General features: G+C 48.6%; 10 protein-coding genes and 1 pseudogene. All 11 read left to right on the plus strand.

What is annotated here, in order from left to right; all coding sequences use genetic code 11:
• Positions 1-35 precede the first annotated feature (35 nt).
• Positions 36-569: pseudogene (locus tag ACTHSN_RS02315) on the plus strand (glutamate racemase); the annotation flags it as partial.
• Positions 570-706: 137 nt separating this feature from the next.
• On the plus strand, positions 707-2,485 hold the full coding sequence (locus ACTHSN_RS02320; protein WP_070460055.1) for a transferrin-binding protein-like solute binding protein: 1,779 nt from the start codon (positions 707-709) through the stop codon (positions 2,483-2,485).
• Positions 2,486-2,571: 86 nt separating this feature from the next.
• A complete protein-coding gene (locus ACTHSN_RS02325) occupies positions 2,572-5,301 on the plus strand; it encodes a lactoferrin/transferrin family TonB-dependent receptor (RefSeq protein WP_070460052.1) in 2,730 nt (909 codons plus the stop codon).
• A gap of 91 nt (positions 5,302-5,392) precedes the next feature.
• On the plus strand, positions 5,393-6,400 hold the full coding sequence (locus ACTHSN_RS02330; protein ID WP_107810936.1) for an IS5 family transposase: 1,008 nt from the start codon (positions 5,393-5,395) through the stop codon (positions 6,398-6,400).
• Positions 6,401-6,639: 239 nt separating this feature from the next.
• The gene (locus tag ACTHSN_RS02335) at positions 6,640-6,936 is read left to right on the plus strand and encodes a helix-turn-helix domain-containing protein (protein ID WP_003680870.1); all 297 of its coding nucleotides are present in this window, start codon (positions 6,640-6,642) and stop codon (positions 6,934-6,936) included.
• Between the two features lie 19 nt (positions 6,937-6,955).
• On the plus strand, positions 6,956-9,514 hold the full coding sequence (glnD, locus tag ACTHSN_RS02340; RefSeq protein ID WP_440365046.1) for a [protein-PII] uridylyltransferase: 2,559 nt from the start codon (positions 6,956-6,958) through the stop codon (positions 9,512-9,514).
• 791 nt (positions 9,515-10,305) lie between these two features.
• Positions 10,306-10,737 carry a pilin gene (locus tag ACTHSN_RS02345; RefSeq protein ID WP_219088883.1) on the plus strand — a complete coding sequence of 144 codons (432 nt, stop codon included), beginning with the start codon at positions 10,306-10,308 and terminating at the stop codon, positions 10,735-10,737.
• 94 nt (positions 10,738-10,831) lie between these two features.
• The gene (locus tag ACTHSN_RS02350) at positions 10,832-11,305 is read left to right on the plus strand and encodes a pilin (RefSeq protein WP_440365047.1); all 474 of its coding nucleotides are present in this window, start codon (positions 10,832-10,834) and stop codon (positions 11,303-11,305) included.
• A 402-nt stretch (positions 11,306-11,707) separates the two neighbouring features.
• Positions 11,708-12,190: an Lrp/AsnC family transcriptional regulator gene (locus ACTHSN_RS02355; RefSeq protein WP_003684427.1), complete on the plus strand. Its 483-nt coding sequence runs from the start codon at positions 11,708-11,710 to the stop codon at positions 12,188-12,190.
• Positions 12,191-12,307: 117 nt separating this feature from the next.
• Complete coding sequence (locus ACTHSN_RS02360; protein WP_070460316.1) at positions 12,308-12,904, plus strand: DUF1415 domain-containing protein; 597 nt, start codon at positions 12,308-12,310, stop codon at positions 12,902-12,904.
• A gap of 14 nt (positions 12,905-12,918) precedes the next feature.
• The gene (locus ACTHSN_RS02365; protein WP_070460318.1) at positions 12,919-13,278 is read left to right on the plus strand and encodes a YbaN family protein; all 360 of its coding nucleotides are present in this window, start codon (positions 12,919-12,921) and stop codon (positions 13,276-13,278) included.
• Positions 13,279-13,598 lie beyond the last annotated feature (320 nt).

Here is a 13,598-nt window from a genome sequence, read left to right on the forward strand (position 1 = left end):
ATTTAGGGAATTTTGGGGAATTTTGCAAAGGTCTCAATATGCCTGTGTTGGACGTGATTTCCGCCGGCGCGAAAGCCGCGCTGACAACGACGCGCAACAATAAAATCGGCATTATCGCCACCAATACGACAGTCAACAGCAATGCTTATGCGCGCGCCATCCATAGGAACAACCCTGATACGCTCGTCCGCACGCAGGCTGCGCCGCTGCTCGTCCCTTTGGTGGAGGAAGGTTGGTTGGAACATGAAGTTACCCGCCTGACCGTATGCGAATACCTCAAACCATTGCTTGCAGACGGCATCGATACGCTGGTGTTGGGCTGCACGCACTTTCCCTTGCTCAAGCCCTTAATCGGTAGGGAGGCGGGTAATGTCGCGTTGGTTGATTCTGCAATTACGACGGCTGAAGAAACAGCACGCGTCCTTGCGCAGGAGGGATTTCTCAATACTGACAACAATAATCCCGACTATCGTTTTTATGTCAGCGATATTCCTTTGAAATTCAGAATGATAGGCGAACGTTTTCTAAGTAGAACGATGGAGCAGATTGAAATGGTGTCTTTGGGTTAGTCAAGGTTTGCTCAAACACCCGCATATCCGGAGTAAGGATGTGCGGGTGTTTTTTGTGAAGGTACGTCAGAAAATGTTTGCAAATTACATTTTAAGTTAATAAAATATAAACTATTATCATTTTTAAAAAAGTTGATATGAAAAATTCACTTATTGCCCAAGCAGCCGGTATCCTGCCTGTGCTGCTGCTTTCTGCCTGCGCGGGTGGCGGCAGTTTCGATTTGGACAGCGTGGAAACGAAACAGCACAACCCGCAGTCCGAAGCACCGAAATACCAAGACGAACAGACTGAAAAACCGGCAAAACCCGATGAAGCGCAGGCGGCGGAAAACGACCGTCCGGTTTACGGTTTTGCAGCCAAAATACCGCGTCGGAACTGGCACCCGAAAAATAAAGAAGATCATAAGGCATTATCAGAAGCGGATTGGGAGAAATTAGGTGCGGGTGAGCCGGGTGAGTTTCCCCAAAAGAATGAGATTTTTGCGATGGATAAGGGTACGCTGAACGAATCCATCACAACGGGCGATGGCAAAAGCCGTGTGGAAGGATACACGGATTTCCAATATGTCCGCTCGGGCTATATCTACCGCAACGGTGCCAATAAAATCGATTTCAAAAACAATATCGCCCTTTCCGGCGCGGACGGCTACCTTTTCTACAAAGGCAGCAATCCTTCCCAAGCTCTGCCGATGGGCAAGTCGATTTACAAAGGCACTTGGGATTATGTAACCGATGCCAAGGAAAAACAGAAGTTTTCCCAGTTGGGTAATTCGCAAGCGGGCGATAGGTACGGGGCTTTGTCTGCCGAGGAAGCGGATGTGTTGCGCAATAAAAGCGAGGCACCGGAAGGTCAGACCGATTTTGGGCTGACCAGCGAGTTTGAGGTGGACTTCGCCGCCAAGACCATGACCGGCGCGCTCTACCGCAATAACCGGATTACCCATAACGAAACCGAAAATAAAGCCAAACAAATTAAACGTTACGACATTCAGGCTAACCTGCACGGTAACCGTTTCAAAGGTAAGGCGTTGGCTGCAGATAAAGATACTGGGAACGGTCATCCCTTTGTTTCTGATTCTGATAGTCTGGAAGGTGGTTTCTACGGGCCTCAGGGCGATGAGTTGGGCGGCAAGTTTTTGGCAAACGATAAGAAAGTGCTTGCCGTATTCAGCGCGAAACAGAAAGACGGTGCAGAAAAACCATTGGCTGAAACCTTTATGGACGCTTACCGCATCGGTGCGGATTTTGTGAAAAAACAGATAGACAGCTTTGGCAACGTGGCCAAACTGCTGATTGACGGCGTAGAGCTTGCGCTTGTGCCGTCCGAAGGCACTCAGACGGCATTCCAGCATGTATTTGAGAAAGACGGTGTGAAGGTGTCGGTATGCTGCTCCAATTTGGATTACCTGCATTTCGGGGTGTTGGAACACGGCGGTTCGCACGATATGTTCCTGCAGGGCAGCCGTACGCCGGTTTCCGATATGCCTGTAACGGCGGGAGAGGCGGTATATCGCGGTACATGGTCGGGTACTATTGTTAATGGTACGAGCTGGAGTGCCGAACCTTCCAATAAGGAAGGCGGTAACCGGGCGGAGTTTAAAGTTAATTTTGCCGAGAAAACCCTCAACGGTATGCTGACGGCGAAAGACCGCATTGCCCCCGTATTCACCATCACTGCCACGATTCAGGGCAACGGTTTTTCAGGTGTGGCGAAAACCGGTGAAAACGGCTTTGCATTAGATCCGAAAAATACCATCGATCCGAAACGGACGAATATCCGTGCAGATGTGTCCGGCGGCTTCTACGGCAAAACCGCCATTGAGATGGGCGGATCGTTCTCCGGAAATACATTGGAGGGAGAAAGCGGCAAGGCGGCAGTGGTATTCGGTACGAAACGCCAACAGCTTGTCCGGTAAACTGGGCTGCCGGTTGACAGAGGAAAGTTCTTCAGACGGCATATCGGTTTTAAATGCCGTCTGAAGGCAGTAAGTAGAGAAATGATATGAAACAGCAACATTTGTTCCGATTAAATATTTTATGCCTGTCGCTGATGACTGCGCTGCCTGCTTATGCGGATGTTTTACCGTCTGGACAAGTGTGGGAAAAGCAGCTCGATACCGTGCAGGTCAATGCGAAAAAACAGAAAACCCGCCGTGATAACGAAGTAACCGGGCTGGGCAAGCTGGTCAAATCTTCCGAGACGCTAAGTAAAGAACAGGTTTTGAATATCCGAGACCTGACCCGTTACGATCCGGGTATTGCCGTGGTCGAACAGGGTCGGGGCGCAAGTTCCGGCTATTCAATACGCGGCATGGATAAAAACCGCGTTTCCTTAACGGTAGACGGCGTTTCGCAAATACAGTCCTACACCGCGCAGGCGGCATTGGGTGGGACGAGGACGGCGGGCAGCAGCGGCGCAATCAATGAAATTGAGTATGAAAACGTTAAGGCCGTTGAAATCAGCAAGGGTTCGAATTCATCAGAATACGGAAACGGCGCATTGGCAGGTTCGGTCGCATTTCAAACCAAAACCGCAGCCGACATTATCGGAGAGGGAAAACAGTGGGGCATTCAGAGTAAAACTGCCTATTCTGGAAAAGACCATGCCCTGACACAGTCCCTTGCGCTTGCAGGACGCAGCGGCGGCGCGGAAGCCCTCCTTATTTATACTAAACGGCGGGGGCAGGAAATCCATGCGCATAAAGATGCTGGTAAAGGTGTGCAGAGTTTCAACCGGCTGATGCCGGTCGAGGATACCCATCCGTACGCAAATTTCATTGTCGAAGAGGAATGTTCCAATGGATATGCGGCCTGTAAAGACAATGCGAAAAAAGATGCTTTGGCCAAAGATGAGCGCAAAACCGTCAGCACGCAGGATTATACCGGCCCCAGCCGCTTCCTTGCGGACCCGCTTGAGTATGGCAGCCAATCATGGCTGTTCCGACCGGGTTGGCATTTGGACAACCGCCATTATGTCGGAGCCGTTCTTGAACGTACGCAGCAGACCTTTGATACACGGGATATGACTGTTCCTGCCTATTTTACCGAGGCCGATCTGAATGAAAGTGTCCGGAGAAACGGTACGCCGAGCGGCTTTGGCAAATATTCGGGCAATAATAAGGCCGAAAGGCTGTTTGTTCAGGGAGAGGGCGGTACATTGCAGGGTATCGGTTACGGTACCGGCGTGTTTTATGATGAACGCCATACTAAAAACCGGTACGGGGTCGAATATGTTTACCATAATGCTGACAAGGATACCTGGGCCGATTACGCCCGACTTTCTTATGACCGGCAAGGTATAGATTTGGACAACCGTTTGCAGCAGACGCATTGCTCTCACGACGGTTCGGATAAAAATTGCCGTCCCGACGGCAATAAACCGTATTCCTTCTATAAATCCGACCGGATGATTTATGAAGAAAGCCGAAACCTGTTCCAAGCAGTATTTAAAAAGGCATTTGATACGGCCAAAATCCGTCACAATTTGAGTATCAATCTAGGGTACGACCGCTTTAAGTCGCAATTGTCCCACAGCGATTATTATCTTCAAAACGCAGTTCAGGCATATGGATCGAAAATCCCGGAAGGGGCGCAGTCACCCAACGGAAGCCAAGGCAAACCGTATTGGGTGTCTATCGGCAAGACCACGGTCAATACATCGCCGATATGCCGTTTCGGCAATAACACCTATACAGACTGCACACCGAGGAATATCGGCGGCAACGGTTATTATGCAGCCGTTCAAGACAATGTTCGTTTGGGCAGGTGGGCGGATGTCGGAGCAGGCATACGTTACGATTATCGCAGTACGCATTCGGAAGATAAGAGTGTCTCTACCGGCACTCACCGCAACCTTTCTTGGAACGCAGGCGTAGTCCTCAAGCCTTTCACCTGGATGGATTTGACTTATCGCGCTTCTACGGGCTTCCGTCTACCGTCGTTTGCCGAAATGTACGGCTGGAGAGCCGGGGAGTCTTTGAAAACGTTGGATCTGAAACCGGAAAAATCCTTTAATAGAGAGACAGGTATTGTATTTAAAGGGGACTTCGGCAATTTGGAAGCCAGCTATTTCAACAATGCTTATCGCGACCTGATTGCATTCGGTTATGAAACCCGAACTCAAAACGGGCAAACTTCGGCTTCTGGCGACCCCGGATATCGAAATGCTCAAAATGCACGGATAGCCGGTATCAATATTTTGGGTAAAATCGATTGGCACGGTGTATGGGGCGGGTTGCCGGACGGGTTGTATTCCACGCTTGCCTATAACCGCATCAAGGTCAAAGATGCCGATATACGCGCCGACAGGACGTTTGTAACTTCATATCTCTTTGATGCCGTCCAACCTTCACGATATGTATTGGGTTTGGGTTACGACCATCCTGACGGAATATGGGGTATCAATACGATGTTTACTTATTCCAAGGCAAAATCTGTTGACGAACTGCTAGGCAGCCAGGCGCTGTTGAACGGTAATGCCAATGCTAAAAAAGCAGCATCACGGCGGACGCGGCCTTGGCATGTTACGGATGTTTCCGGATATTACAATATCAAGAAACACCTGACCCTGCGCGCAGGCGTGTATAACCTCTTCAACTACCGGTATACCACTTGGGAGTCTGTAAGGCAGACTGCCGAAGGAGCGGTCAATAGGCACAATAATGTCGGCAGGTATAACCGCTACGCCGCACCGGGACGAAATTACACCCTGACTTTGGAGATGAAGTTTTAACCTAAGCAACCGTGCATCAAGGCAATAGGAGACCTTTGCAAAATTCCCCAAAATCCCCTAAATTCCTACCCAGACATTTAGGGGATTTTTCATGAGTACCTTCTTCCAGCAAACCACACAAGCCATGATTGCCAAACACATCGACCGTTTCCCACTATTGAAGTTGGATCAAGTAATTGATTGGCAACCGATCGAACAATACCTGAATCGTCAAAAAACCCGTTACCTCCGAGACCACCGCGGCCGTCCCGCCTATCCCCTGTTGTCCATGTTCAAAGCCGTCCTGCTCGGACAATGGCACAGCCTCTCCGATCCCGAACTCGAACACAGCCTCATCACCCGCATCGATTTCAACCTGTTTTGCCGTTTTGACGAACTGAGCATCCCCGATTACAGCACCTTATGCCGCTACCGCAACTGGCTGGCGCAAGACGACACCCTGTCCGAATTGCTAAAACTGATTAACTGCCAACTGACCGAAAAAGGTTTAAAAGTAGAGAAAGCATCCGCCGCCGTCATTGACGCCACCATTATTCAGACCGCCGGCAGCAAACAGCGTCAGGCTATAGAAGTCGATGAGGAAGGACAAGTCAGCGGCCAAACCACACCGAGTAAAGACAGCGATGCCCGTTGGATAAAGAAAAACGGCCTCTACAGACTCGGTTACAAACAACATACCCGCACCGATGAGGAAGGCTATATCGAGAAACTGCACATCACCCCCGCCAATACCCATGAGTGCAACCATCTGTTGCCTTTGCTGGAAGGTATAGCCAAAGATACGACCGTCTATGCCGACAAAGGCTATGACAGTGAGGAAAACCGGCAACATCTGAAAGAGCATCGGCTGCAGGACGGTATTATGCGCAAAGCCCACCGCAAACATCCGCTGTCGGAAGCGCAAACCAAACGCAACCGATATTTATCAAAAACCCGTTATGTGGTCGAACAGAGCTTCGGTACGCTGCACCGTAAATTCCGCTACGCCCGGGCAGTCTATTTTGGTCTGCTCAAAGTAAGTGCACAAAGCCATCTGAAGGCGATGTGTTTGAACCTATTGAAAGCCGCTAACAGGCTAAGTGCGCCTGCTGCCGCCTAAAAGGCGGCCGGATGCCTGATTATCGGGTGTCCGGGGAGGATTAAGGGGATATTTGGGTAAAATCAGGAGTAATTAGGAGCGGAAATAAACGAAAACCTGTGTTTGGATTTCGGCTGTCGGGGGAAAAGGAATTTTGCAAAGGTCTCAGGCCGTCTGAAAACTTTCAGACGGCCTTTCCTTTCCCCTCACAAAAATAGTATAAAATCTCCTTATCGTTCAAACCACAAACTCAAAATACCATGGTCAACAAACTCACTCCCCCTCCAAGCCTGCCCGATCCGCAAGACCTCCGTGCCGTTATCGCTTACAACATGCGCCTCTACCGCGTTAATCACGGCTGGTCGCAAGAAGAACTGGCGCGCCAATGCGGACTTGACCGCACCTACGTCTCCGCCGTCGAGCGCAAACGCTGGAACATCGCCCTTTCCAACATCGAAAAAATCGCATCCGCACTCAAAATCGCCCCTTACAAACTCCTTCTTCCGCCGCAAGAGATGCTCCGCCAAATGACCGAGCCTGCCGACACCCAAGCCTAGTTCACAGCCAGATATCATTATGACCGCCGCCCAACAAGCCATCCAAACCTACCAGCAGCAAAAAGCAGCAGCAGAAACCGCCTACCGCCAAAACAACCGCCCTACCGTTTACTTCCGCGACCATATCGCCGCTGCCGAAACCCTGCTGCAAACCCTCTGGCAAATCCACTTTCCCGACAGCGACGACATCAGTCTCATTGCCATCGGCGGCTTCGGGCGTTGCGAACTCTACCCCCATTCTGACTGGGACTTAGCGATTATTTCCTCGGCCCCATTTTCAGACGGCCTGCAACAACAAACCGCCCAATTTATCCAAACCCTTTGGGACGCACGCCTCAATCCCGCCATCAAAAGCGGCAGCATAGAAGAAATACTCCAAAGTACCCAAAACGACATTACCGGCGAAACCGCCTTTCTTGAAGCACGCCACCTACAAGGCAATGCCGACCTTACCGCCCAACTTCTAAACAAACTCAACACACGTCGCGACACAGCCGCCTTTATCGAAGCCAAACTCCTCGAAATGGAGCAACGCCATACCAAATCCCAAGGCACAGGCGCACAACTCGAACCCAACATCAAAACCTGCCCCGGCGGCCTGCGCGACATCCATACCCTTATCTGGACAGCCAAAGCACAAGGCATAGACAGCAACCCCACTGCCCTCGTTACCGCAGGCGTCCTCACACGCACTGAAGCCGGCATGCTGGCTCATGGCTACCGCCGTCTCGCCAACATCCGCATTCACCTCCACCTTACCGCCGACCGCCCCGAAGACAGACTGCTTTTCGACTACCAGTCCCAAGTCGCCGAAAGCTTAGGCTATCCCCAACCCGACATCCGCGGCAGAAGCGAAGCCCTGATGCACACCTTCTACCGAGCCACCAAAGCCATCAAACAACTCAACGGCATCCTTATTCCGGTTCTCAAAAACCATCAAACCTCCAGCCATCCCCAACATATCCACCCCATCGACAGCCACTACAAACGCATCGGCCACCAAATTGCCACCAACGACCTTGCCCTGTTCGAACAAAATCCCGAACACATCTTCACCATTATTCAAACCATGCAGGAGCAAAACATCACCACCATCGAGCCGCAAACCCTGCGCGCATGGTGGGCGGCCACACGAAAAATCAACACCCGTTTTACCCAAAATCCAGAAAACCGCCGCCGCTTTATCCAATTCTTCAAACACGGCACCGGCCTTACCCAAACCCTCCGTTTTCTCAACCTCTACGGCGTACTTGGCCGCTATCTCCCCGCATGGGAAAAAATCACCGGCCTGCTCCAACACGACCTCTTCCATATTTACCCCGTAGACGACCACATCCTGACCGTCGTCCGCAATATGCGCCGTCTCGCCATCGAAACCCATAGCCACGAAATGCCCGAGGCCAGCGCCATCATGCAGGCCTACCCACGACCACATGTCCTCTACACCGCCGCCCTGTTGCACGACATCGCCAAAGGCCGTGGCGGCGATCACGCCAAAGAAGGCATCAAAGACGCACAACAATTCGCCGCCAACCACTACTACACCGAAGAAGAAAGCCACCTCCTCGCATGGCTGGTTGAAAACCACCTGCTCATGTCCACCGTTGCCCAAAAAGAAGACATCCAAGATCCTCACGTCCTCCAAGCCTTCTGCCGCCGTATTCCCACACGCGAATACCTCGACGCACTCTACCTGCTTACCATTGCCGACATCCGCGGCACCAACCCCAAACTTTGGAACACATGGCGCGCCAGCCTGCTCCAAACCCTCTACCACAGCACCGCCGCCGTTTTAAACAGCAAAAACCACGATCCCGAACGCCTCCCCAACCGACGCGAACAAGCCTCGACCGACCAGCTCACACGCGCGGCCGTCCCCCTCAAAAACCAACAAAAACTCCGCCGCATCCTCGGCAGCGCATACTACGTCCGCCATCAGACGCGGGAAATCCTCTGGCACACCGCAAACCTCGCCTACGACACCCAAAGTCCGGCCGTCCGCAGCCGCATCCTTCCCCAAAGCAACAGCCTTCAAGTCATGGTGTTCATGCCCAATGGCGACCGCCTCTTCGCACGCCTCTGCCGCATCTTCAGCAGCCACCGCTTCGACATCCAAGCAGCCCGTGCCTTCATTACCGAGCACGACTACATCCTCGATACCTTTATCCTCCAACTTCCCGACAATCTCCCGCCCGAAGAATATCCCGACCGCCAAAGCGCACTCGAAGCCGAACTCAACAGCTTCATCCACGGCAATACCACCGTCCAAAAACAAAGCGGCCGCCCGCACATCAGCCGCCGCATCCGCCACATCCCCATTCCGCCTACCGTAATCATCACCCCCGAAGAAGATTATCCCGGCTGGCACACCATAGACATCACCGCCGTCAACCGCCCCCACCTCCTCGCCGACATCGCCGAGACCTTCTTCGCACACAACATCAGCCTGCGCTACGCCAAAATTACCACCTTGGATCAGCGCATTGAGGACAGCTTCATTACCTACAGCCCATCCCTACAAGACCCACAAACCCAAAATACCCTAAAACAGGCATTGATCGAAGTCTTGACCCCATAAAGGCCGTCTGAACATCTTAAAAACATAGGGTGAGCATTTTTTGCTCACCCTAATCACACTCAAAAATATAAACATCCTGAATATACCCTTTTAAAACACTCAAGGAATCCAAAGCCTTAAAATTCGAAACCAGAACTTCCTTCTGACATAAAACTACATACCAAAATCATAACCCAAATGAATATAATTCCAATAACAAAATTTCATTCACCTATTACGCCAAATCCTCTTCAAAAATCCTTCCTTCCAAATTTTCTCCTTATCCGTATTCAAACAAAATACGCATCCAAAATAAAACCCATAAAAAACAAAAAAATAAAATCACAAAATATTAAACCCACCGATTAATCCATAAAAACACCGCCCATCTAAATCAATTAACATATTATTAACCAAGCCAAATTTCTGACAAAAAACGTCACATGACCAAACTTGCACACACTCTCTGTCACAAAAAACACAAAACTGACAAAAAACGTCAACCCCCTAATTTCCCTAAAATCCTGAAACTTTCAAACAAAACCTCACAAAATCTAAAAATTAAAAAATAATCCCAATAAAAACAATGAATAAAAAATAAAAAATAAAATTTTTAATCAGTTTTGCGCACTTGGCACACAGACTGCTTGTAACAACACATCCGATAAGGCCCAAGCCTCAAAGCAGCAAGCCCGACGGAAGCTGTATATTCCTTCTTACTTATGGTTTACTCATAATACATAGTGCCAAGCACATTACGGACTTTTTACTTAAACACAATTATTCACACTTTCAAACTGGAGTTTTAAACAATGAAAGCAATCCAAAAAGGTTTTACCCTGATCGAATTGATGATCGTCATCGCCATCTTGGGCATTCTGGCCGTAATCGCTCTGCCTGCATACCAAGACTACACCATCCGCGCTAAAATTTCAGAAGGTCTGAGCTTAGCTGAGCCTGCCAAGTTGGCTGTAGCAGAAACTTCTGCAGCTTTAGGTGGTTTAGATAAGGTTACTGCTACTAATACTGGTTATACTTTTCCTACTAAAGGTACCGATTACGTTAAAAGCATTGTAATTACACCTAAAACTGGTGTAATTACAGTAACTACTCAAAATACTGGTGCTAGTAAACAGCCTGTCTTTACTCTGACCCCTAACCAAGAAAAACCTGAGTTTCCTATCACTTGGAAATGTAAATCTACTGGTGGTGAAACCAAACACGTTCCTGCTAACTGCCGCTAATATTGGTATTGCAGTCTAAATAAAAGCAAATCCCATAAGGCAATTATGGGATTTGCTTTATAAAAATAAAAAAACTTAAAAACGATACACTCAAATGAATACCCCATTTCAAGCCCAAAAAGGTTTTACCCTGATTGAGCTGATGATAGTGATCGCCATCCTCGGTATTCTGGTTGTTGTCGCCATACCCACTTACCAAAACTATATCGGTAGGGCGCAAGCCTCCGAAGCACTATACCTTGCCGACGACCTGAAAACCGAAATCAGCATTGCCTCAGCGGTAAATAATCGCCTGCCCAATGCAGAGGATGTCAGTAAACAAGGCTCAATCGGCGTTACCGCTCAACGCATCGGTGGCACATACATCCAAAACGGTGGCGTAACTGTAGAAGCAGATACAGGCAAAATCAGTATTCCCTTCGATAAAGGGCAAAACAAAGGCAAAGTCCTGACCCTGACCCCTTATCGAAATAATAACGATTCGACTTGGTTGCTCAACTGGCAATGCGGCGGAACGCTGGATCCGATAATGGTTCCCGCCATGTGCCGTGACAACTCACACGGATAAGAAGCAAGCATATACCCTAAGAAAAACACACAAATACATTGCAAAGAAAACACCCCAAACAAAGCCAAATACAAACGCGGAAAGCGAACAAACCAAAAGAACAAAACTCTCCAAAACAAGGTCCTTAAGAGCCTGAATGATCACATTACGAAAATAAATGCCGTCTGAAATCATTTTCAGACGGCCTCTTTATATCTAATCCTAATATGACATAAAACTTTGGTCTTGATTAGTTTCAGACGGCCTTCATCTTTTCACAACTACATAAAACAAATTCGCAACACCCCTGATAAGACAATTTGTCGCACATCTGAACTCAATATATAATTTAACCATGCAAGTCTTTATTTTTAAGCATTTTTCATTTTCAAAACATATATTATCGACACTGGGAGAACCATCATGCCTCATCTAAACTTGGATAAAACGGATTTAAAGATTCTGCAGGTTTTGCAGGAAAATGGGCGGTTGAGCAATGTTGAGCTTTCTGAAAAGGTGGCGCTCTCCCCTTCTCCCTGCCTGCGCCGTCTCAAACAGCTTGAAGATGCGGGCATTATTCAAAAATACGCGGCCCAGCTTTCTCCCGTATCTTTGGGCTTGGGTTTGCAGGCTTTTATCCGTGTATCGATTAGCAAGGCAAAAGATGCGCGCGAGGATTTTTCCGAATCTGTCCGCGCTTGGCCGGAAGTATTGAGCTGCTTTGCTTTAACGGGTGAAACCGACTATCTGCTCCATGCCTTTTTTACCGATATGAACGCGTTTTCCCATTTTGTTTTGGACACGTTGCTTTCACACCACGGCGTGCAAGATGCGCAATCAAGTTTTGTGTTGAAAGAAATTAAAAACACGACTGCTCTGCCTTTGGTTCATTTGGTTCAGGATTGATGATTTGAAACCGATAAAGGCCGTCTGTTTTTCAGACGGCCTTTTAAATTCCAATGGTTTGCTTTCATGTCCATACACTTGTATACTTTTTAAGAATAATTCACATAAGCTTTTACTATGACTGACACCACCCATCTCGATAGCAATACTGTTTCAGAACATACCAAACAATGGCTGGAAAAAGCCGTTATCGGGCTGAATCTCTGCCCGTTTGCCAAAGCGCCGCACGTTAAAAACCTGGTTCGCATCGTTGTCAGCGAAGCCCGTCATTTGGATGGTTTCCTTGAAGACTTGGATCGTGAATTGCAGCTTCTGGGCAATACGCCCGCTTCGGAATTGGAAACCACTTTACTGGTTCATCCAACGCTGTTCCCTGATTTTGAAACCTTCAACCAAATGTTGGAAATCGCCGATGATGCCGTTGTAGAAAACGAATTGGAAGGCATTGTCCAAATTGCGCCGTTCCATCCTGACTTCCAATTTGAAGGCACTGAAGCCGACAACATCAGCAACTACACCAATCGCTCACCCTACCCGACTTTGCACTTGATTCGTGAAGACAGTATTGCCAAAGCGGCTGAAGCATTTCCCGATGCCTCGGCAATTTTTGACCGCAATATCGCGCTGCTGGAAAAAATGGGGCATGAGGGCTGGGATAAATTAGACATTCCGCGTTGTCCATTTCCACATCACAAGCCGTCTGAAAACAAATAATTGGTGACGGGAATATGGTTCGCTATTTATTGATTTTTTGCGGCGCATTGTCGCTCGTCTTGGGCATTATTGGCATTTTCCTGCCATTACTGCCGACTACGCCTTTCATTTTATTGACCGCCGCCTTCTGGGCAAAAGCTTCGCCGCGCTTTCACAATTGGCTGTATCATCACCGCCATTTCGGCCCGATCATACAAAACTGGGAAAATAACGGCGCCGTGCCACGCAAGGCAAAATTCTTCGCTATCGGCATGATGGCCCTTTCTTGCCTGTTTATGTTTTGGCAATTTCCAGAACGCTGGTGGATGGGTGCCGTTTCATCAGTCTTCTGTAGCTGCGTGGCAGTGTGGATGTGGTTACGGCCGGAGGCATAAAATAAAACAGGTGGGCATTTTCGCTTACCTGTTTTTTATTTTCACACCTAATTTATCCATTAAAACAATCAGTAAGGACTAAAACACCCTATTTCATCCTCATTTTTCAGACGGCCTCCATTTATTCAATCAAATGTAAATTTTAGCTAAAATTAATTCAAAGTATTTTTTCGATAGCATTATTTTCAATATTTCAAACTCCTGTTTCAAAAACATTTTTTTACTACTTTCGACTACTTCCCTCCCTTTTATTTCTTTATTTGTATCAACATTTCTTTTGATTCCAACACTCTAAACCGTCCCTTAACACTTGCTTTGCG

The sequence above is a fragment of the Neisseria sp. P0009.S010 genome, from assembly GCF_051958545.1.
Classification (GTDB): domain Bacteria; phylum Pseudomonadota; class Gammaproteobacteria; order Burkholderiales; family Neisseriaceae; genus Neisseria; species Neisseria subflava_A.

Bases quoted from the DNA above. Each gene is read 5' to 3' on its own strand.
- ACTHSN_RS02320 (WP_070460055.1), top strand. From the start codon at position 707: ATGAAAAATTCACTTATTGCCCAAGCAGCCGGTATCCTGCCTGTGCTG.
- ACTHSN_RS02325 (WP_070460052.1), top strand. From the start codon at position 2,572: ATGAAACAGCAACATTTGTTCCGATTAAATATTTTATGCCTGTCGCTG.
- ACTHSN_RS02330 (WP_107810936.1), top strand. From the start codon at position 5,393: ATGAGTACCTTCTTCCAGCAAACCACACAAGCCATGATTGCCAAACAC.
- ACTHSN_RS02335 (WP_003680870.1), top strand. From the start codon at position 6,640: ATGGTCAACAAACTCACTCCCCCTCCAAGCCTGCCCGATCCGCAAGAC.
- glnD (WP_440365046.1), top strand. From the start codon at position 6,956: ATGACCGCCGCCCAACAAGCCATCCAAACCTACCAGCAGCAAAAAGCA.
- ACTHSN_RS02345 (WP_219088883.1), top strand. From the start codon at position 10,306: ATGAAAGCAATCCAAAAAGGTTTTACCCTGATCGAATTGATGATCGTC.
- ACTHSN_RS02350 (WP_440365047.1), top strand. From the start codon at position 10,832: ATGAATACCCCATTTCAAGCCCAAAAAGGTTTTACCCTGATTGAGCTG.
- ACTHSN_RS02355 (WP_003684427.1), top strand. From the start codon at position 11,708: ATGCCTCATCTAAACTTGGATAAAACGGATTTAAAGATTCTGCAGGTT.
- ACTHSN_RS02360 (WP_070460316.1), top strand. From the start codon at position 12,308: ATGACTGACACCACCCATCTCGATAGCAATACTGTTTCAGAACATACC.
- ACTHSN_RS02365 (WP_070460318.1), top strand. From the start codon at position 12,919: ATGGTTCGCTATTTATTGATTTTTTGCGGCGCATTGTCGCTCGTCTTG.